Genomic DNA, 20,022 nt, shown 5'->3' on the forward strand with positions numbered 1-20,022 from the left:
TAAGAAAGAAGAACTATGTAAAAACAAGTTAATGTGAGTATTCACACAAATTGCATGATAACTAATTGTTAAAGAAGATATCGAGTAACTAGGTTAATCGATATAGATGAGAGTCGCATTCGCTCTTCACCTAACAAATTAAGCTGAACTGTTTTCTAGCTTAACCCGTGTTGCTCGCTGCTGTTGCCCCGAAGCAGGATGCGTATCATACGCTTCCGAGTTTTAATGTCAACATTTTATTTTGATATTTTTAAAAGTTTTTGCAAACTCTTAAACACTTCATTACTTAAATCAAAAATAAACGTTAAGTTAACTATTTAGCATTAAATGAAAGTAGATAACTTATTAAAACAGCCCGTTGATGATTCGTTTTGCCTGAACCCCTTGGAACTGCAGCGCATTGTAGAGATTTTTAAAAAAGGGTCAAGACTTTTCTTTAAACTTTTATTCGTTCGAAGATATATTGAACTAAATGCATTTTTATTAGACTAAAGTATGGACTTCCTGCTACTTTTGGGCTTTTATAGATATCAATCACACTATTTTTACTTGTGTCATTGAATGTATTCTCGCTTATATAAGTTGATGGAACAATATGAGAAATTTTTATTAATCAATTGGAACCCCACTATGAAGTTACTACCTCTGTTATGTTTAATTGGTTTTCTTTTTTCATTTGCTGCTAATAGTACTGCATATAGTTTAAAGCAAACTCGACAAATAGCAGTTTTATCAACGATGTTTGATCAACTTATCCACCGTCAGATTAATTCTGAAATGGCTGTCGAAAGAAGTGTTAATGCTTTACTTAGGAGTTATCCAGAACAAATAGCTTCAGTCTTGAAAATAGCTGTAGCGAAATATCCTCAAGAATACGAACAAATTATATGTGGTGCTATAAGAGCAGAGCCGGCATTAACGAGTGATGTTATTGATATTATATTAAGATCTAATGTTGCTAGCATTGAAGATATTATAAGCTTTGCAATGACAGAAGAGCCTGCCTATGCTGTTGAAATAGTCAATGCAGCGGTTTCACATAAACCTTCTAAACTAGAAAATATTGTCCGTGTTGCTATAACTACAGAGCCAATAATGGCTAAACATATTGTAGACTCAACAATGCAAAGTTACCCTGAAAAAATATTGGATATTCTTGCTGTAGCAATTAAAGCCTTACCCGAACAAGTGGTTAGTATTGTTAGAGACACGTTAAGGATTTCACCCGATAATACTGAGGTTGTTAGTATTGCTGTAAATTCATCTAGTGGCAATAAAGCACGTGAAATTATATCAACAGCAGTAAAATCGGGGATCTCTCAAGAATCAGCAACCGCTGCTGCAATTGCTGGTGGTGCATTGGAAGCAGATATAGCTAAAGCAAATGAAGAATAAGGCTATAAATAATTTTATACTGACTTTCTTGTAAACACTAAATCATTACCTTGAGTCAAATCACTACTGTATTGATATCCGGCTAAATCAAAGCTCTTTAGCTGTTCAACGTCTGTGATTTGATTTTGAATAATATAACGAGCCATTAAACCTCTCGCCTTTTTCGCATAAAAGCTAATAATTTTATATTGATCATTCTTCCAATCTTTAAACTGTGGAGTGATGATCTTTGCATTTAATAGTTTTTTATTAACAACTTTAAAATATTCATTAGAAGCTAAGTTAATTAAAATATCACTATTTTGCTCTGCTAAAACTTCATTTAACTCATCTGTGATTATATTTCCCCAAAACTGATACAAGTTGCTACCGCGACAATTATCAAGTTTGGTTCCCATCTCTAATCGATATGCTTGCATTAAATCTAATGGTTTTAATAATCCATACAGGCCCGATAATATTCGTAAATGTTTCTGTGAAAAATCAAAGTCAGCATCACTAAACGAAGGAGCATCAAGACCACTATAAACATCGCCATTAAAAGCTAAGACCGCTTGGCGTGCATTCTCAGTAGTAAAGGGTTGGGACCATTCACCAAACCTTGCGGCATTCAACCCTGCCAATTTATCACTTAACTTCATCAATGAGGCTATTTGATCTGAAGATAACTTAACACAACGCTCAATTAATAGTTCGCTATGCTCAAGTAGGCTTGGTTGACTCGTTTTAGTGGTTGCTAAAGGGGATTCAAAATCTAATTTTTTTGCAGGAGAAACAATGATTAGCATAACATTTCCGTTTCGATTATTTTATAAACATATTAAAGCAAATGATAACATAGCTTTAATTCAAGTAAGAAGGAGCAATTACAATATATAATAGGATCAGTATGAAAATCAGTAACAATTGAATATTTGCTAAGTATTTACACCGTAAAGGGGTACATTAACAGAATTTATGTAGTAACATTTAATCATACAAATCCATTAATTAATTTTAGCAACCTATAGGTCGTATTCATGACAAACTTATCTTCTCAACTTGAACAATTAAAGCAAATGACCACTGTCGTTGCCGATACTGGTGATATTGAAGCTATAGCTAAATTTCAACCACAAGACGCTACTACTAATCCATCATTATTATTAAAAGCAGCTGCATTACCATTATATAAAAATTTATTATCTGATTCTGTTATTTGGGCAAAAGAGCAATCTAATGATAAAAATCAGCAAGTTATTGATGCAGCAGATAGGTTATCAGTATTAATTGGTCTAGAAATTTTAAAAACAGTCCCTGGCCGTATCTCCACTGAAGTAGATGCTCGATTATCTTTTGATACAAAGGCCTCTATTGCTAAAGCTCACAAATTAATAGCAATGTACAATGAAGCAGGTGTGAGTAATGATCGTATTCTGATCAAGCTAGCTTCAACATGGGAAGGCATTAAAGCCGCGGAGCAGCTTGAAAAAGAAGGCATTAATTGTAACCTAACATTACTCTTTAGTTTTGCACAAGCAAGAGCTTGCGCGGAAGCCGGTGTTTATCTGATATCACCTTTTGTTGGTCGTATACTTGATTGGTTTAAAAAAGATACTGGTCGCACTGAATACCCTAGTGATGAAGATCCAGGGGTTATTTCTGTTACTGATATTTATAATTATTACAAGAGTAAAGGTTATAACACTGTTGTTATGGGCGCGAGTTTTAGAAATACGGGGGAAATTTTAGCACTTGCTGGTTGTGATAGGTTAACTATTAGTCCTCAATTGATGGATGAATTAGCCAACAACAATGCACCTGTTGAACAGAAACTTAGTGCTAACAACATTAATGATACAGGATCTACTGAAACACCATTAACTGAACAAGAATGGCGCTGGCAAATGAATGATGATGCAATGGCGACTGAAAAGCTAAGTGAAGGGATTCGTAATTTTGCTATTGATCAAGTGAAGCTTGAAAAACAATTAGCACAAATGCTATAAAAAGAATCAATGATGTAAAATCAACCGATACGACTATTTAAAATGCACATTTTTATTAAAAAATGTGCATTTTTTATTTTAAGCACTTAAAAAGTATGATATTAAAAAGATGCAATTGATCTATGTTTTTAAAGAAAATCTATTAAGGGGTACTTTTATGGATAATTTAAACCAAGTTTTAGCATCAGTTAGTCAACCTGCAAAAGGAAAAAATGTAGCGACAAATAAAAGGAAGTGGCGAGAAATTGAACAATTAAGAGATAAATTCCAACTCGAAAAAGAATTACTAATATATGAGGACTCTCTGGAGTATATGTTAGAAGAGTTTTAGCTAAATTTTCTATTAAAATTGTTTAATATCAAAACCTGACTTAGTCAGGTTTTTAACATTTAATTCTACAACAAGTAGTTTCCTATCAAAATGATGATTGACAATATTCAAACAAGCGTTTAACTTCTTAATAGTTTATTATTAAAAACGGCTAGTTACAGTAATATGTCAAAAACACTTATTAACTTTGTTCATGCGAATGGCTTTCCTGCCGGCAGCTACCAAACACTATTTAATTATTTACCAACAGAATATCAAATCATATCACATGAAAAATATGGTCATGATGAAAGATATCCCGTTGAAAATAACTGGCAACCCTTAGTGGATGAACTGATTAACTTTGTGAAACAGCAATTAGCCTTACATAATCAAGAACAAGTATTCAATGTAGGTCATTCATTTGGTGGAGTCATTGCTTTCATTGCAGCTTGCCAACAACCAGCCTTATTCAAAGGCTTAATTATGTTAGATCCACCTGTAATAACCGGCGCTACCGCTTTAGGAATGAAACTTGTTAAGAATACTCGTTTTATTGACAAGTATAGCCCTTCGGGTAAATCCAAAATAAGAAGAACACATTGGCCATTAGATACCGATGTTGCAAAGTTATTCTCAAGTAAAAGATTATTTAAAAATTTTGATGAACGCTGCTTAAACGACTATGTTAAACATGGCATTGTTGAACGAAATGGTCAATTAGAATTAGCTTTCTCAGCCCAAGTAGAAACTGATATTTTCAGAAATTTGGCAGATAACTTATCGAGTTATAAAAACAAGCTTAACATCCCTGCTACATTAATATACGCAGAGAAAACAGATGTATGTCCTCATATATTCTTCAAGAAATTTGCTAAATTAAATAAAAGTATTAATGTAATCACAACTCCCGGAAGCCATATGTTCCCCTTGGAACAACCTGAAAATACAGCGAACCTAATCAAAAGCATTATAGATATGAATAAAGTAGAATAATTTAGCTAAGCAATTAACACATCAAAAAATTGACGCTAGCACTTCCCTCCTATTATAGAGAGTGATTTTATTTAGAATAACTCTCTTATGCCTCAAAAAAAACACTTTTTTTATTATTTTATTTCAACAACTTAAAATATAAAAAATATAGAGCTCCCGTGTCAAAAATTCAGTTGGCATAACACTTGCCTTTACATAGTTATAGAGATTATTTTGCTGTGAAGGTTTGTTATGTACTATTTAAGTTTACCCTGTTTGAGTTTACGCACTATTAAAAGTAGTACTTGTATGCTTTTGTGCTTATTTTTATTTGCGTGTAGTACCACGGAAAATGTAAATAATAATAATTTTGCAGACAATCGTTATGACAATAGTCGTATGAATAAGCACTTTTCTCATACCCAATTTACACCTATCAATAAAAGTACAAACAAAAAATCAATAAGCTCTGATCACGAGTTAATGATGTCGGTTTTGAATAGACCTATTCCAGAAGATCAAGCAATGATATTAGCCTTAAAGCAAGAAAGAGCTAGTTATGGCCCTTATTTTTCGAATTATACCGTTAAAATAAGAGGTGATAAAAATTCAGATACAACGAATGTTAGAACTGAAAATATCTATACTCAGCTTATATCACAAGATATTAATGCTATTAATATTAGTGCCCCCAACTAAAACTGCAGCTACTTCAATTTTGACATCTATTAAAATCAGTTAAAGAATCTGTGATATATAAAATAACATCGCAGCCATCTAACTTATGTCATCTGACCAATCGAGTGTATTAAAAAGGTACTGCCATTGCTGATCGAAGGCAGCATTAATTATTACTTTCTCATGAGTAATAGGATGAAGAAAACTTAATGACTTAGCGATAAGCATTAAACGCTTAAAACCAAAGTGATTCGTAAAAAACGGGTTTTGCTTATTATCTCCGTAATTTATATCACCAATAATAGGATGACGTAAGTGTGCAAGGTGACGTCGAATTTGATGTCTACGCCCTGTAATTGGTGTTAACCTTACTAAAGAATACCGAACACTATCAAACTTCCCCAATGAAATTGGTAAACTTGCTTGCTTTATTACGCGATAATTAGTTTGTGCCAATTGCGCGGGTTTATCTCGTCTAACATTTTTATCACCAATTTTATCTAGTTTTTCCTTAAGCGCATGATCTATCAAGGTATCGTGCTCAAACATTGCTAAGTGCCCACGTACTAAAGCAAAATAAGTTTTTGTTAACTCTGTATTGGTATATGCCTCTTGTGTACTATTTTCCCGAATGTTCACTTCATTTGATTTACTAGCAAAAGCTTCATTCATTTTTTGAGCTACCTCTTGCGTTAAAGCAAACAACAAAACACCAGATGTCGGTCTATCTAATCGGTGTACAGGATAAACGTATTTACCTATTTGATCTCGAACTAACTGCAAAGCAAAATAGATTTCATTCTTGTCCATAAAACTACGATGTACAAATAACCCTGCAGGTTTATCAACGGCAATAAGATATTCATCTTGGTATAGAATAGTTAAAACAGGTTTTTGATCGCTTATTTCAGAAATTGGCTTATTAAGTTGTAAAGGCATAGTCACATTTTAAATTTTGCTAGATAAACGCATTATCTCTATAATGGCGAGCAGACTCAATCCTTCTTTACTTTGGCTTACTAATTCTCCTTATGAATACTATAGATACTATTTCACAGCTTTTGCATTCATCGAACTCTCAGTTTCGTCTTTATGATATTGGTCGAAAAATAGAAAAAATCTCAAAAGAACAATTTGAAAAAATAGAACTAAATCAAATACCATACCCAACGCCTTTACAAGGTCATGCTTGTATTGCTATTGCTTTTTGGCAGAAAAAATCACCTCAACCATATTTATGGCTATTAAAATTTCCTCTTGATGAACGTGGATTACTAAATCAAGGAGCAAGAAACCATTTTATTGCTATTATCATTGAAGCTCTTGGTAGTAATTTAATGCAAGATGCTAATGAGAAACAAGAAGAGTTATTAAAAAGTAATCCTTACTTGTATACTCCTGCACAGTACAAATTAGCTACATTAAACAGTAAAATTAATTTTGAACTAAAACAAACACCGAGTGAATATTTATCGCCATTTTTAACTTACCTTTCAGGTGAATCTGGTTGGGATAATTGGCAAGTAGTAGGTGTTCAGGGTATTACCGACTTTGCCGTGCGTATAAATGAGAAAGAGAACAGCGAAAAACTGATAAATGCTCTACCTCACCTTCCTACCGAAGTATTATTTCCATTATGTGGAGCATTAGAAAATGAAAGTCTACCTGCAGCATTACTGAATACTTTAATAAGTTTACTAGAAAAAAACATAGCATTAATGAAAGAGAATAACGAAAATAATGATAACCTCCTTCAAACACAACAACATTTACTTCGTAGTTTAGCGAGTAATTGCCACCATATTCACGTTGAACAATTTATTAATATGCTGCTAGCACAAGATAAAATCGCTGCTGAGCTATTAATTACACTTTCTGGTCGTTGTTGGACTGTACTTGCAGACGCTAAGATGTTGATTACTTATTTTGAGCACCTTATTGCATGTGAAGATCAAGCTCTATTCAATAGTATATTTAAAGACTTGGTTGCAATACCATCAATTCGTCCCATTGTTTTTGAATGTATGCGTTCACCCAATAGAAGCAATGCATTATCGCAAGCAATTGGCCAACTATTTAACTAAATAAAGCAATTTATTCGGCTTTACGATTTAAGGTATATCTACACACTATGGAAAATATTTACTACTTATTAGTTGTCTGCTTAATTTTTTGGTACTTTATTTACCTAAGAAAAGTCGCTGAAGCCGCCCTTATTCATGCTACTCGGTATTGTGAACAAAGCCAGTTACAATTTATTGCTATTGCCAGACGTTCAAGCCGGTTAACATTTAATAAGAAACATGGTCTTGTGTGGTTTAGCTTATTTGATATAGAGTTTAGCGGCGACGGTGAGTCCAGTAATCATGCTACATTGAGTTTATATGGATTAAAATTAGATAATGTTGATGTTCCTCCTTATCGAGTTTAATAAAATCAATTATTTCAATTCCAACTCTAATTATATAGGAAGGTATAGTGCAGTTTTTAAAGTCACTTTTTTGTTTACACGGTCTTGATAATAGAACACGTTTTTTTACTATTTCTATTGGTGTGTATGTTTTATTTGTCATGCTAGTATCTGCTTTTAGCAATAGTATTATTATACCGCTAATATTGTTGGTAATGTTTTCTCTAATACTTGGGTTAACAAGCCTGCGACGCTTACATGATGCGAAACTCAATAAAAAGTGGTTATTGGCCCCCTGCTTAACTTTTTTATTAGTAGGCATCATTATTATCATATCTCAGCAGAGCAGCAGTTATTATTTACTCATTCTTCCAACTCTTTGCTCTGCGGTATTATTGACTTATCAAAGCACTAACAAACATAGCTATATATTGGGTTACTATGGCCCAGTTGATATGAATGAATATCGACAAAATAGCCACAAGAGTGCACAATCACAATATCGCATTGAACCTACACTTGTTAGTGATACTTCATCTAACAATTATTACTCACAAACCCATAATGATAGTAGTCAAGAGTATAATCAAACAGATAAAATTGAAGATGATAATTATTCTCATCATAGACAAGCTAATAAGCAAACTGATATTGGTGAATTGATTCGCTTAAACCTATTAAACAATAGAAAAGCACAATTAATTATAGTGGCTATCATCGGCATAACCTTAATTGGTGTTAGTACTTCATGGCTAATTCATTACTTAGACTCTGCGGACGAAACATTAATAAATCAAAATAACAATAAAGAGCAAGTTAGTGTTTTGCCTTCTATTTTAAGAAGTCACCCTCTTCCTATGCCCGATAACTATACCTTATATTTATCGGAGCACTCTGGCATTAGTATTAATTGGCAAGCTGATGAAGTTGAAAATTCACTTTTATGGTCACAATTAACAGCACAAGGAGATGAAAGCTGTAAAGAAATTAGCTTTAATAAAGGAAAGCCAATACGTACATTGTCAGTGAAAGTGGAAGAGAGTAATGGGATTAATTCTAACTATTTTGCTAGTTTTTCCCCTCTTGATAGTCAAGAGCTTATTCAGGCTTTAGCATTTCGTGGCAACTTCACTTTATGTGGTTATAATTTTTCATTAAAAGGCAGTCAAGCAGCATTAGGAACAAATAACCAGTATTCACACTGGGTTGAATACTAAATTAGAACAATTAATTAAGAACACCGTATTGTGTGTTGTTGCTAAAAGGGGCTTTTAGCGCTCATTTAAAGCTGAAAGCCTATTCCATTATCAAATAATTGCTCATAGATACTTTTTATTGCAATAGCATTATCTGTCAATGAGTCATCTAATTTACTGCGTTTTTCAAAGCCTAAATCACTAATTTGATAATAGTAATCTGCATGTAAACCACTCAATTCAAGACATGCTTTTGTACAAGATAAATCACAACCATCAATAGCAATAATTGGGCGACCAGAATTTGCCAGCTCCATCATAGGAATAACTTTTCCGACAACACCTGAAACACACGACATCTCGGCAATACCATCATCATCAAGGTTTAACGATATATTATGAGCCATTTCGGCTAAATTAGAACACCCAGAGCAGGCATATACTATTGGTTTTCCTTGTTTTATTGTTGGATTTTTTTTTGGATTATCTGACATGGAACTAATCTCCTTGCTTAGGAATAGATAGCGGTTATTATATAACTGAGTCTAAACACCATATAAAACGCGACTTTCTGATTCTAACAAGGCCGAAAAAGTTGGTTTTGATTTATATCAACCTTTAGAGCAATCAACTATGAATTAATCTATTTGACCTGTTCTCGATTTAAGATACTTTAAATTGGTCTTTTTAACTTTAATAAATAGAGGTGACTTACCACTAACTACTCAACAAGTATTAAAAAGTTTAAGAAGAAACGTTATGATGCTCCCTAAGCGCGCTATGTACTTATATAACTTGATGACTATGGGATTTATATATTAAGTTAACTTTTAAAGGCTAATCGGTTAGATATAGCCTTATTTATGGTTTAATTCACTCTATTGAAACCGTAACTTACATAATATTGGGATATTATAAAGATATGCTTACTTCTTAGATTGTTTGTAAATATCTTCTGGTTTTAACTTTAATACTTTACGAGAAGGCTTTGCTTGATCTGTTTTACTATTAGGGTTTTCATATATTGCACTAGCATTCGGTCTTGCACCATCAACCCATGTTTCATTGTTTTGATTTTTAGCTTTAAAGTTATTATTTGGGGTGTTGCTATTATGTGACTTATTCTTTTGAGACTTACCGCCTAAAGGTGTATTCTTATCAGCACTATTATTTTCAATTTTACTTGTTCTAGCAACATGATGCTTCTTATCAATAGCTTGTAATAAATTACGTAAAACTTGATCTTTACACTCTCTGTAATGTTGATGATCAACTCTTCTTGAAAAAGCACTTAACTCAGGTTTATTTAAGCGAAAATCAACACTTGCTAATAATTCAATCAATTCTTCCGCTTTTAAATTAAGAGCGATTTTTAATTTAGTAAGAACAATATTATTTGTTAAACGTTTCTCAGGTGTTGCTGGAGCCCCTTCTCTTTTACCGCGTTTTTCATTAATAAATCCATTTAGAAATGAAGCTAATTCGACATCTTGACAGCTTACAAAATCAGCATCATTATCTTTTTTTAACCATTGGCTTACTTGCTCTCTAGTAACCATCAATCCTGCTGATGAGAAAATCGCTATCATCTGTTTGTCATTATAGTTAAAAGTGTAGCGTAACCGGCGAAGAACATCATTATTGTTCAAAGTATTTCCTAATAAAAAAGTGTGAATACACAGTATGAGATAAATCTATTTTAGCAGTTTTAAGCTACTAATAAAATAATGGAATTTATTAAACTTAGGGGGATAATCATTACAATTAAAAAATGCCACTCACTTTCAATGAATGGCATTTATTTAAATTAACGAAAAATGTTAACACATTAATTAATCGATACTTTTCTTCTTACTACAATCATCAATAAAGCGAATAATCCGAACAAGGTGAAAGATCCACCACCGCCTGATGTATTCGTAGTGCTATCATCAATAGCTTCTGCCTCTCCAGCTTCAATATAAAAAGAAACAACAGTCGTATTACTGTCAACAGTACCATCGTTAACGGTTAATTGTACGCTTACACGCGTTAAGGCGTTAACTACAGGCGCTGTAAAGCTTAATATACTACCTTCGGATTTAATTGTTAATGTTGGCCCTTCTATTTGCGTCCAAGTATAAGTAAGTGCGTCGCCGTCACTATCAAACGATGATGAACCATCAATTTTACCTTCCTCCCCGCCATTAAGAAGTACTAAAGTTGCAACAGCTCTTGCTAACGGTGCAGTGTTAGCTAATGCAGCCAAAAGGCCTGGATCTTCAACCTGTTTATTCGCTACTCCGTCAGCGTCGTTAGGTCCACCATCTTCAATAATTAAACGAATACATTCGTGTCCTTGTGTTAGGCCCTTTTTCCAGCTTGTATCATAATAACTAGGACATATAGAGTCTATACGTGCTGCAGAATGAATTTCATTATAAGCATCAACTTCAAAAGATTTAAATATAAAATCATTATAAATACTTCGAGGGGTTAAAAATTTTGCATAAATGGCATTAACAGGGATTTTACTACTTTCTGGTAATGGCACAACAACAGCAACAGAGTCTCCTGCTTGAGCTAAGTTCGACGCAATAAACTCAATAAATAGAAAACCAGTCGAAAGATCCAAATTTTCCTCAATCCCAACTTCATCAGTAATATCATCAGGATCAACTGGCTGACCATTGTCTAAATAGTCAGTGAGGTCATTCGGATTCACTGCCGCCCCACTTGCTTCTTGCCCAAGCGCTAAAGAATTAATAGGACCTAAGCTTAACTGTATACCAGGTTCAGTTCTCATCGGCTCTTCGCCTAGTACAAGAGCTAAAGTAGAACGGTCTGATGAATTATCTAAATAATTAGGTATACCATCGCCATCGCTATCAGTAACACCTTCAGCAGAATCATTAATACCATCGCCATCAGAATCTTTATCGCTATCTAAAATAACATCATCATTTTGAGTACTTATATATAAAGTAAGGCCTGAAATCGCTGTTAGAGGGTCAGTTCTATTCTCTTCTTCAAGTTTAGCCGCAACGTTAATCACATTACCATACTCGCTAAGGTTAACGTAATGATAATTGTTGAAGTAGGTACTCGAATTATCTTCATTTTGGTAGCCTACCGAGTTACTATCATTAAACAAAATATCAAACTTAACGCTATCCCCGTTAGGGTCATAACCTTCTATAAAAACCACTATATTTTCCGATTCGTTTTCATTAAAAACGACATCTCTACTACTTTGTTGAGCACAGGTTACCTTCGCTGATTTGTCCGATTCTACAGCTGACACAGGGCGTTCATAACATTGTGGTGTATAGGCATAAAAGTCTAAAATAACAGGTGGTAAATTTTCATCCGTTATGGTGAAAGTTGTTGTTGTATTTTCATTGTCAATAGCACCATTGATAATCTCAACAATTTCTACATTCAATATATCGCCATCTTCCCAACCGGTTATATCATTAAAATTATAAAAATCATATTCAGAGGTTTTAGCTTCTTTAGATGTCCGTAATGGAGATAGATAACTTTGCATAGTGAATTTAAAATCACGTGCATCCACTTTACTTGTGTCACTGTTAATAGATAACTCGATAGTTAATGTTTTTTCATCCGGATCGTAACCACCATGATTATTTATTAATATGTTTTCAAGCTTATTGGTTAGGGCTGTACCACTCAATTTAAAAGTAATAATAATATCTTCGTCTTGATTAATATTGGTGGTTGATAAATTGGGGATAACATCAAATGTTGAAGTAGCAACCCCATCAATTACTGGTGATTCTAGTGCAATTTTACCTGTAGCAGGTAAACTAACAAATGGCGTAACATAAACGATTTGCTTTAGTGTTATTGTATCGTCCATATCTGGGTTTGTTACTTCCCATTCAACAACATGTTGCCCAGTAAATAATTGATAATCTTTAATTAGAGATAAAGAAGAGTTCTCAGGTAAGCCATCAAACTCTTCCGGTACTTGATTACTCAAGGTTAACAATTCAGTGGTAACCTTAGTTATATTACTTTCTGGGTTAATGGTGACAATAGTGTCTGAAAAAACATCTGAATCTGCATACGCTGAAACAGAAATACTTAAGCAGGCTATTGCAAAAGCACAAGCTTTACTTATATTGACAAGTTTATTAAATGACAAAATATATTCCTCTGGATGGGCGGTTTTTGTTGTTAGAATAAAAGACTGAATCAGAATAATATATTTATTTTAGTGAGTCGAATAATTTGTAACAATTTATTTTATTATTTCCGTCTCTAATTATCTCCACACAGGAATATATATTGTTGAACAGTGTTCAAAGGGATGGAACAACTTCATAAGGGATATAGAAAGAGTAAAAAGCTTATGCACAAGAGATTGGGTTAAACTGGTCGACTAATTAATCCGTTTGCTATTGCCAATATAAACTATGAATTATCGACATTAGTATTATATAAAATTTAGCTATATTATTAAGATCTAATTAAATTTTTACTATTGCTGCACTTATCATTAAACATAAAAAAACCAGTCCCCTTTAAAGAGTACTGGTTTTTTGATTAAAAGTTACAATATATTAATTAGATTGAAACATTTTTACGTCTAGCTGTATCTACAATGAAGCCTTTCCAACTACTAGCCGCTTTACGCGATTTAGGGTCTTTTATAGCTTTATTGATAGCAGCATAAGCTTGTTTATACTTTTCAAGATAAAAATATGATTCAGCTATGCTCATATACAAGCGTCCTTGATTCTTAATACCTAGATCAATGGCTTTATTTAGAGCCTGGATTGCTTTAGCAAATTGCTCGTCTTGCTTCAACAACATGCCTTGCTTGCTATAATGCTGTGCTTCACCAGTCATCTTAGCTAGCTCACCATAATATTTGGCAGCAGTACTAACATGTTGTGCAGCATGCCAAGCGTTAGCTAAAGTTGAGATGTTCTTGTCGTCTCTTTTAACTAAACCTGAAGCAATATGCTTCTCTAATAATAAAGCAGCTTTATAAGGTGATTCATTAGAAGAATATAAACTTGCTAATGTTTTAATCTGAGATTCTTTATCAAGAAACCCTTGCTTATAAGCTAGATCAAGTGTTTGTAATGCTTTAGGGTAATCTTCCACAAGTAAATAAAACATTGGTAATTGTGTCCACCAGGTTTTATTTTCAGGAAAAATTAAAATTACCGTTTCTAATACATCAATCGCTTCTTTATATTTTTTACGCTCATAATAAGAAGTTAATTTTAATATATAAGGGTTTTGGTTAGGTTTATCAGCAAATGCGGCGATTGCATTATCAGCAGGAACAATCATTTTATCCAATTGTTTTAACTCATAATTTGCTTGAGCTATTTTAACCCAAGTGTCACCATCATTTTTACCGGTAAAATCCATCCAAGTATAGTAATTACTTAAAGCACCTTTATAGTCTTTGGTTTGCATTTGCAAATCACCCAATAACTTTAAAGCTTCACCATGATCTCCTTCATTTAAAATATCAGGAGCTACAGCCATCTTAAGGTATTTTATTGCTTCTTCTTCATGGTCACCTTTAGTGGCATACATAACAGCAATAAAACGAGAAACATAGGCTTTATCATAATCTTGTTTGGCTTCAATATCTTTTAAGATAACTAAAGCACCATCAATATCATCAGCTGTATAAGCCTCAAAAGCTTTTTGTACCTTTTTACCAACAGATTGACCAACAAGCTGCGTAGGACGTTTCTTTTTCTCTTCTTGAGCAGCAGCCGCATTAGCATTTTCAGCAAATGGCACTTGCGCAATCAATAGAGAAGCAACAACAACTAAAGAAGTTGATACTTTCTTAAAAGACATACTTTCAAGGGTAAATTGTTTCGACATAATTAACTCCCTCCGTCCATTTTAAAGTCTAATTGCACTGTTAAACCTTCTTGTCTTAATGGTTTACCATCAACAACTTTTGGCTTGTATTTCCACTTTCTAAGTGCACGTTTCGCTTCCCTGTCAAAAACACGCTTAGGTTGAGCTTCAATTACTGTAACATCTTCAACACCACCAATCTCATTGATTGTAAATGAAAGCTTAACCCAACCTTCTTTACCATCACGAGCTGCTTGAATAGGGTATTTAGGCTCTATTCGTACAATTGGTGTTGCATCACCGTCACGGCCAAACCCTGCACCTGGTGCAGATAAGCCTGTTGATGCGCCAGATAATTGTAATCCTGGCATATTAAACTGCAAACCACCAGTGTCGTTACTTGCTTCAGGCTCAGGAGTCTGTTGCTTTGGCGGCGCTTTAGGCGGCGGCGGTGGCGGTGGCGGAACACGACGACGTGTTTCTGCTGAAGACTCTGGCGGTGTAGTATTCACTTCTACGATTATACTCTCTTTTGCCTCATCCTTGTGTCTATCACCGCTAGATACAAGGAAAGCCATAAAAGCAAATAGACCAAAGGTAACTACAGCGCCTAGTAGTATTGATACTAAAAAGCGTCCCATTCTCTACCCCTTCGCTGCAGCAATAGAGATTCTAAGATCACTTCCTGCTTCTTTAATTGCATCCATTACTTTAACAACAACGCCATGTTTAGCGTCTTTATCAGCTTGGATAATAATTACATCGGTCGGTTGTTCAGCAAGTAATTTTTCAATCCTTGCACCAACACGTTCGATGTCAACACGGCCTTTATCTAACCAAATTTCACCGTTATCTTTAATTGCTATAAAGATATTGGCATTTTTCTGCTTAGTTTGCTGTGCTGCTTTAGGTTTGTTTACTTCAATACCTGCTTCTTTAACAAAAGAAGTGGTTACAATGAAGAAGATCAGCATGATAAATACGATGTCGAGCATCGGTGTCATATCAATTACCGCTTCTTCGTCCTCACGAATTTTTTTACGTGCCATGAAAATATCTCTCTAGTGATGAGGTAAACTGTCAACCAGTTTAGCCTTTGCTAGTTTAACTTGAGCGTCTAGTCTTGAACTAAAAAACACACCAGATAACGCTGCTACCATACCGGCCATAGTCGGAATTGTTGCTTGCGATATACCTGCGGCCATTAATCGCGGATTACCTGTACCTTGTTGTGCCATTGTTTCAAACACACCAATCATACCGGTTACAGTTCCTAACAAACCAATTAATGGACACATTGCCACTAATGTTCTGATAGTTACCATGCGTTGTTCAAGCAGTTCGTTTGCTTCGGAAATCCAAGTCTCTCTAATACGATGTGCATACCAAGACGTTGTGTCTGAGCGTGCATCCCAACGAGAAACAATATCTTTCTTCATTGTTGGGTAGATTGCTGATAAGAACCAATAGCGTTCTATCATCATTATCCACATCAATAAGAGTGCAAAGGCAACAACGTACAGTACGTTACCGCCAGTTGCAATAAAACCCCTGACAGATTCCCAAAGCTCTATCAGGAATAACATTATTTAGACTCCTTCTCAGCAATCGCAGCAATTAAGCCTGCACTTTGCTCGTCTAGTTTTTGTAAAACGCTTTTCGCTTTACCTGCAACAATTGAGTGGATAAGAATAAGTGGTAATGCACAAATCAAACCTAATGCTGTTGTAACTAATGCTAGAGAGATGTTACCCGCCATAATTTTCGGGTCACCAGTACCAAACAATGTAATTGTTTGGAAAGTCATAATCATACCGATTACTGTACCTAATAGACCCATTAGAGGAGCTATAGCAGCAAACATTTTGATTAAGTTAACACCACGGTCAATTTTAGGTGTTTCACGTAAGATACCTTCATCAAGTTTAAGCTCTAATGTTTCAGCATCAACTGACTTGTTATCATGATAAATTTGAAGTAAACGACCTAATGGGTTGTTACTATTTGGTGTATCAAGATTTTTCTCTTGAGATTTAATCTTAGAAGTAATACTACCTAAAACGATAATACGTTCAAGCGCAATCAATAAACCAATGATTAAAAGAACCGTGATAGCGTAACCAACTTCTTTACCTTCATGGAAGAATTCTTCAAGTGTTTTCTTACGTGTTTCTAGTGATAAAATACCACCACGTGAAGGATCCACATATACACCAGCATAACCTGAACTAGTGTTGAAGAAACCAGATGCTGTATCAGAAATATAACCTGCTGGTTGTTTAGCTAACGGTTGAACCTGACCAACTTCATCGTTATAAGTTAAGTAACCATCTGCAGAAACTAGGTTAAATGTACCGATACGAGTAATCGTTTGAGTAGTTTTAGAACCATCTAAGTTTGTTACTTCAGCAGTAAACTTAGAAACTTTACCTGATTCAGTCATTTCAGTTTGTAAAGCAAACCATAACTCTTCAAGATCTTCTAAAGCAGGAATTTCTTTAGCATTCGCGATACGGTTTAACGTTTCGCCACGGCCAGGGAATTCTGCACTTACGATAGAAGTAGCAATTTGGCCATAAGCGCCTGCAGCTGCAGCACGAGAAACACCAAACATTTCACCTAATGTGCCTGTAGCATTATCAAGTTCAACTTCTTTTTGTGCTAATGCAATTTCGTTATCTGCATATTCTTTTGTTAAACGTGCGTTACGCGCATTTTGATTCGCAAGTTCTTTTTTAGCTTTATTTAAAAGTGCTTGTTTATCAGCACGTGCTGACGTAAATTCAGCTTCACGTTTTTTATCAAGTTTAGCTTCTGAAATACGATCAGATTTAACTTGTTTTAGTAAATCATCTAACTGATTCGCTTGTGTTGTTGCAACAAAACCAGCTGACATTACTACTGCTAGCGTTACAAAATTAATAACTTTTCTCATTATTCTGCTCCTGCTGCAAATACTGGTAATTTAGCTAAATCTGGTGGAAGTTGCTTACGCGCCATAGCGATAGCATCTTTAATAGGTTTTAAATATTCATCACCTAATTCTTCCCATGCACGACTTTGGTTATTCCATAACCAAGAACGTTTACCATCTAGAGATTGTGCAACAAAAGCGATTCTGCCCATATGAACGAAATCAGCTGTTAAGGTTGTACCACCAAAATCCATTTCTGCTTGATAAGCATCAAAGATTGTGCCGTAACCTGCTTCAATTTCATATGCTTCAAGTACTAAGCGGAACTGCTCAGAAGTAGTAACATTTGAATTTGACATTACGTTGTGTAAATTAGCAACACGCTCTTTACGACGTTCAATGTTCATTGGAACGTCAAGTTCGATATATTTTTCCAAGGTATCGATCATTTTGTACATCAATGGCACAACACCTTGTTTAATTTTATCAATACCATCAATTTGCTTTTGTAATGATGCGATATTTGCTTTTTGATCATCAACCATACGTTGAACATGATCATTATAACCACGTAAAACATCTGCTTCATCAACGGTATTACGGTATTCAGCAAGAAGTTCTTGCGTTTGTTCGTAAATAGTGTTGATTTTGGCTTGTGATTTAGCTGACTGCTTAAATATTGTAGCTTCAGCTTTTTGAAGATCTGTTAATGCATCAGCAGCAGCGATATTACTACCTGTTAATGCTAGTGCGCCTACCATTGCCGTAGCGATGAGGCTTTTCTTACTTACTTTGGACATAGTTCCCAACCAATTGCTATTTAAATTTTGATAACAAAGATTTTTGTTACCGCAAATATAAAAATCTGTCGTTTTATTATTTGTAACTTTTTTTTATACAACCTATCAATAATCCCAAATGACAAACAAACTGTCAAGGTGGTAGTTATAAAGTTATTTATTTATTCGAGTAATAAATAAAAAATATCACAAAATCATCATTAAATATCTGGATTAATAGATGCTTTAGATTCATATATGGTCTTTTTTGATTATTACTTGAGCAAAAAGGCCTAAAATAGACACATTTGTTTTTGCTATATATGTTTTACTAATTCATTCGTACTAAGTCAACTTTATTTACACTATTCGGCTATTAAAAACACGTTCCTCTTGGCTAAATCTTGTAATTAAACCTCTAAACAAGTCATTTTTGGGTGTTATTCAAACAAATATGTATATTTTAACCAGGTTTGAATGTTTTAAAATTTCAACAAAAATAGTAGTTCTGTATAGTCAGGCTGCCATTGAAAATCTTTCAGCTTAATTTTTACGCCCAGAACAACTATATTTTCACCTTGTAAAAGCTGCTTTTGCTCTAAAAAATATGGACTATTTATTGGAAATGAAATTTTACCTTGTGAATTAATAACACGATACCAAGGTACTAATTTTCCTTGCCAGCCTCCTTTAGGTATTTTACTTAAGGCTTTACCTACTAATCTTGCCCTACCAGGTAAGCCAGCGAGATCAGCGATTTGGCCATAACAAGCAACTTTTCCTTTAGGAATTAACTGTACTGTTTGCCAAATTTGCTCGTAATGCGGTTTAATTGATTCAGTGGTAGCCATTTATTTCTTTATTATTGACTTAAAATGAGCGCTATACTCATATTTGAATAATACGTTATCATATCAATATACATAATTATTGCTACAGCATGCATAATAAGATTGGGGAGCATTTATGAAAATTTGGGTTGATGCAGATGCCTGTCCAGTTGTAATAAAAGAAATATTATTTAAAGCGGCTGAACGAACTGGAATTGAAACGACACTGGTCGCTAATCATCATATTCGTATACCACCATCACGTGTTATTAATTTTATGCAAGTCAACTCAGGTTTTGATGTCGCTGATGATGAAATTGTAAAAAGAATCAATATAAATGATTTAGTAATAACGTCAGACATCCCTTTAGCTGACGAAGTTATTAGTAAATCGGCCATAGCTTTAAGCCCAAGAGGTGAGCTGTTTACCAAAGAGAATATAAAATCTAAATTAAATATTCGTGATTTTATGGATACCATGCGTGCTAGTGGTGTTCAAACAGGAGGACCATCAGCGTTAAATCAAAGTGATCGTCAAAGCTTTGCTAATCACTTAGATAAAATTTTAATGCGTTATCAAAAGTCACAATAATGATTGCAACACATAAATAAACATATAAAGTGTTATACACAGGGTTTATTTACGACTTAAAAAGAATTATAGGTAAGAGCTACAAAAACTAATTGCATCTGTTGAGTGCTTTTC

21 protein-coding genes are annotated in these 20,022 nt (G+C 34.2%); 9 read left to right on the plus strand and 12 right to left on the minus strand.

The window, feature by feature from the left end:
* Window positions 1-630 precede the first annotated feature (630 nt).
* The gene (locus tag Q4496_RS11410; protein WP_303610475.1) at window positions 631-1,395 is read left to right on the plus strand and encodes a hypothetical protein; all 765 of its coding nucleotides are present in this window, start codon (window positions 631-633) and stop codon (window positions 1,393-1,395) included.
* A gap of 14 nt (window positions 1,396-1,409) precedes the next feature.
* Here Q4496_RS11410 and yaaA read toward each other — a convergent pair whose 3' ends face one another.
* Window positions 1,410-2,183: a peroxide stress protein YaaA gene (yaaA, locus tag Q4496_RS11415; RefSeq protein WP_215972035.1), complete on the minus strand. Its 774-nt coding sequence runs from the start codon at window positions 2,181-2,183 to the stop codon at window positions 1,410-1,412.
* A gap of 231 nt (window positions 2,184-2,414) precedes the next feature.
* Between yaaA and tal the strand changes: the two genes are divergently transcribed.
* From tal to Q4496_RS11435, 4 genes are all read left to right on the plus strand, one after another.
* Entirely contained in the window at window positions 2,415-3,383 is a 969-nt protein-coding gene (gene tal, locus Q4496_RS11420) for a transaldolase (RefSeq protein ID WP_215972034.1), read from the plus strand.
* Between the two features lie 157 nt (window positions 3,384-3,540).
* Window positions 3,541-3,714, plus strand: a complete 174-nt coding sequence (locus Q4496_RS11425; protein ID WP_215972033.1) for a DUF3545 family protein — start codon at window positions 3,541-3,543, stop codon at window positions 3,712-3,714.
* A gap of 165 nt (window positions 3,715-3,879) precedes the next feature.
* The gene (locus tag Q4496_RS11430; RefSeq protein WP_215972032.1) at window positions 3,880-4,689 is read left to right on the plus strand and encodes an alpha/beta fold hydrolase; all 810 of its coding nucleotides are present in this window, start codon (window positions 3,880-3,882) and stop codon (window positions 4,687-4,689) included.
* Between the two features lie 288 nt (window positions 4,690-4,977).
* Window positions 4,978-5,367: a hypothetical protein gene (locus Q4496_RS11435; RefSeq protein ID WP_215972031.1), complete on the plus strand. Its 390-nt coding sequence runs from the start codon at window positions 4,978-4,980 to the stop codon at window positions 5,365-5,367.
* Between the two features lie 78 nt (window positions 5,368-5,445).
* Here Q4496_RS11435 and Q4496_RS11440 read toward each other — a convergent pair whose 3' ends face one another.
* Window positions 5,446-6,285: a pseudouridine synthase gene (locus tag Q4496_RS11440; RefSeq protein WP_215972042.1), complete on the minus strand. Its 840-nt coding sequence runs from the start codon at window positions 6,283-6,285 to the stop codon at window positions 5,446-5,448.
* 92 nt (window positions 6,286-6,377) lie between these two features.
* On the opposite strand from Q4496_RS11440, the gene Q4496_RS11445 reads away from it, so the two are divergent.
* The 3 genes from Q4496_RS11445 to Q4496_RS11455 are packed head-to-tail and all read left to right on the plus strand — an operon-like array spanning window position 6,378 to window position 8,973.
* Complete coding sequence (locus tag Q4496_RS11445; RefSeq protein WP_215972030.1) at window positions 6,378-7,430, plus strand: DUF3549 family protein; 1,053 nt, start codon at window positions 6,378-6,380, stop codon at window positions 7,428-7,430.
* Window positions 7,431-7,477: 47 nt separating this feature from the next.
* The gene (locus tag Q4496_RS11450; protein ID WP_215972029.1) at window positions 7,478-7,777 is read left to right on the plus strand and encodes a DUF3301 domain-containing protein; all 300 of its coding nucleotides are present in this window, start codon (window positions 7,478-7,480) and stop codon (window positions 7,775-7,777) included.
* 47 nt (window positions 7,778-7,824) lie between these two features.
* Window positions 7,825-8,973 carry a hypothetical protein gene (locus tag Q4496_RS11455; RefSeq protein WP_215972028.1) on the plus strand — a complete coding sequence of 383 codons (1,149 nt, stop codon included), beginning with the start codon at window positions 7,825-7,827 and terminating at the stop codon, window positions 8,971-8,973.
* 65 nt (window positions 8,974-9,038) lie between these two features.
* On the opposite strand, the gene Q4496_RS11460 is transcribed toward Q4496_RS11455, so the two are convergent.
* From Q4496_RS11460 to Q4496_RS11505, 10 genes are all read right to left on the minus strand, one after another.
* Window positions 9,039-9,446 (minus strand): putative zinc-binding protein, encoded by a 408-nt coding sequence (locus Q4496_RS11460; protein ID WP_215972027.1) that lies wholly within the window; start codon window positions 9,444-9,446, stop codon window positions 9,039-9,041.
* 432 nt (window positions 9,447-9,878) lie between these two features.
* Entirely contained in the window at window positions 9,879-10,601 is a 723-nt protein-coding gene (locus Q4496_RS17990) for a DUF1456 family protein (protein WP_215972026.1), read from the minus strand.
* 179 nt (window positions 10,602-10,780) lie between these two features.
* Entirely contained in the window at window positions 10,781-13,102 is a 2,322-nt protein-coding gene (locus Q4496_RS11470; protein ID WP_215972025.1) for a PKD domain-containing protein, read from the minus strand.
* Between the two features lie 422 nt (window positions 13,103-13,524).
* Window positions 13,525-14,814: a hypothetical protein gene (locus tag Q4496_RS11475; RefSeq protein ID WP_215972024.1), complete on the minus strand. Its 1,290-nt coding sequence runs from the start codon at window positions 14,812-14,814 to the stop codon at window positions 13,525-13,527.
* A 2-nt stretch (window positions 14,815-14,816) separates the two neighbouring features.
* Window positions 14,817-15,434, minus strand: a complete 618-nt coding sequence (locus Q4496_RS11480; protein ID WP_215972023.1) for an energy transducer TonB — start codon at window positions 15,432-15,434, stop codon at window positions 14,817-14,819.
* A 3-nt stretch (window positions 15,435-15,437) separates the two neighbouring features.
* Window positions 15,438-15,842, minus strand: a complete 405-nt coding sequence (locus tag Q4496_RS11485) for a biopolymer transporter ExbD (RefSeq protein WP_215972022.1) — start codon at window positions 15,840-15,842, stop codon at window positions 15,438-15,440.
* Window positions 15,843-15,854: 12 nt separating this feature from the next.
* The gene (locus tag Q4496_RS11490; RefSeq protein WP_215972021.1) at window positions 15,855-16,379 is read right to left on the minus strand and encodes a MotA/TolQ/ExbB proton channel family protein; all 525 of its coding nucleotides are present in this window, start codon (window positions 16,377-16,379) and stop codon (window positions 15,855-15,857) included.
* Complete coding sequence (locus Q4496_RS11495) at window positions 16,379-17,689, minus strand: MotA/TolQ/ExbB proton channel family protein (protein ID WP_252727378.1); 1,311 nt, start codon at window positions 17,687-17,689, stop codon at window positions 16,379-16,381. The genes Q4496_RS11490 and Q4496_RS11495 overlap by 1 nt, the downstream gene beginning before the upstream one ends.
* A gap of 38 nt (window positions 17,690-17,727) precedes the next feature.
* On the minus strand, window positions 17,728-18,507 hold the full coding sequence (locus Q4496_RS11500) for a DUF3450 domain-containing protein (RefSeq protein WP_215972019.1): 780 nt from the start codon (window positions 18,505-18,507) through the stop codon (window positions 17,728-17,730).
* 461 nt (window positions 18,508-18,968) lie between these two features.
* Window positions 18,969-19,337: an MGMT family protein gene (locus tag Q4496_RS11505; RefSeq protein WP_215972018.1), complete on the minus strand. Its 369-nt coding sequence runs from the start codon at window positions 19,335-19,337 to the stop codon at window positions 18,969-18,971.
* A gap of 115 nt (window positions 19,338-19,452) precedes the next feature.
* On the opposite strand from Q4496_RS11505, the gene Q4496_RS11510 reads away from it, so the two are divergent.
* A complete protein-coding gene (locus Q4496_RS11510; protein ID WP_215972017.1) occupies window positions 19,453-19,908 on the plus strand; it encodes a YaiI/YqxD family protein in 456 nt (151 codons plus the stop codon).
* Window positions 19,909-20,022 lie beyond the last annotated feature (114 nt).

Source organism: Colwellia sp. 5_MG-2023 (genome assembly GCF_030547795.1).
In the GTDB taxonomy this organism is placed as follows: domain Bacteria; phylum Pseudomonadota; class Gammaproteobacteria; order Enterobacterales; family Alteromonadaceae; genus Colwellia.

Excerpts from the sequence above, each read along its gene's own strand:
- Q4496_RS11410 (WP_303610475.1), top strand. The coding sequence starts at position 631 with ATGAAGTTACTACCTCTGTTATGTTTAATTGGTTTTCTTTTTTCATTT.
- yaaA (WP_215972035.1), bottom strand. The coding sequence starts at position 2,183 with ATGCTAATCATTGTTTCTCCTGCAAAAAAATTAGATTTTGAATCCCCT.
- tal (WP_215972034.1), top strand. The coding sequence starts at position 2,415 with ATGACAAACTTATCTTCTCAACTTGAACAATTAAAGCAAATGACCACT.
- Q4496_RS11425 (WP_215972033.1), top strand. The coding sequence starts at position 3,541 with ATGGATAATTTAAACCAAGTTTTAGCATCAGTTAGTCAACCTGCAAAA.
- Q4496_RS11430 (WP_215972032.1), top strand. The coding sequence starts at position 3,880 with ATGTCAAAAACACTTATTAACTTTGTTCATGCGAATGGCTTTCCTGCC.
- Q4496_RS11435 (WP_215972031.1), top strand. The coding sequence starts at position 4,978 with ATGCTTTTGTGCTTATTTTTATTTGCGTGTAGTACCACGGAAAATGTA.
- Q4496_RS11440 (WP_215972042.1), bottom strand. The coding sequence starts at position 6,285 with ATGCCTTTACAACTTAATAAGCCAATTTCTGAAATAAGCGATCAAAAA.
- Q4496_RS11445 (WP_215972030.1), top strand. The coding sequence starts at position 6,378 with ATGAATACTATAGATACTATTTCACAGCTTTTGCATTCATCGAACTCT.
- Q4496_RS11450 (WP_215972029.1), top strand. The coding sequence starts at position 7,478 with ATGGAAAATATTTACTACTTATTAGTTGTCTGCTTAATTTTTTGGTAC.
- Q4496_RS11460 (WP_215972027.1), bottom strand. The coding sequence starts at position 9,446 with ATGTCAGATAATCCAAAAAAAAATCCAACAATAAAACAAGGAAAACCA.
- Q4496_RS11475 (WP_215972024.1), bottom strand. The coding sequence starts at position 14,814 with ATGTCGAAACAATTTACCCTTGAAAGTATGTCTTTTAAGAAAGTATCA.
- Q4496_RS11480 (WP_215972023.1), bottom strand. The coding sequence starts at position 15,434 with ATGGGACGCTTTTTAGTATCAATACTACTAGGCGCTGTAGTTACCTTT.
- Q4496_RS11485 (WP_215972022.1), bottom strand. The coding sequence starts at position 15,842 with ATGGCACGTAAAAAAATTCGTGAGGACGAAGAAGCGGTAATTGATATG.
- Q4496_RS11490 (WP_215972021.1), bottom strand. The coding sequence starts at position 16,379 with ATGTTATTCCTGATAGAGCTTTGGGAATCTGTCAGGGGTTTTATTGCA.
- Q4496_RS11495 (WP_252727378.1), bottom strand. The coding sequence starts at position 17,689 with ATGTCAGCTGGTTTTGTTGCAACAACACAAGCGAATCAGTTAGATGAT.
- Q4496_RS11500 (WP_215972019.1), bottom strand. The coding sequence starts at position 18,507 with ATGTCCAAAGTAAGTAAGAAAAGCCTCATCGCTACGGCAATGGTAGGC.
- Q4496_RS11505 (WP_215972018.1), bottom strand. The coding sequence starts at position 19,337 with ATGGCTACCACTGAATCAATTAAACCGCATTACGAGCAAATTTGGCAA.
- Q4496_RS11510 (WP_215972017.1), top strand. The coding sequence starts at position 19,453 with ATGAAAATTTGGGTTGATGCAGATGCCTGTCCAGTTGTAATAAAAGAA.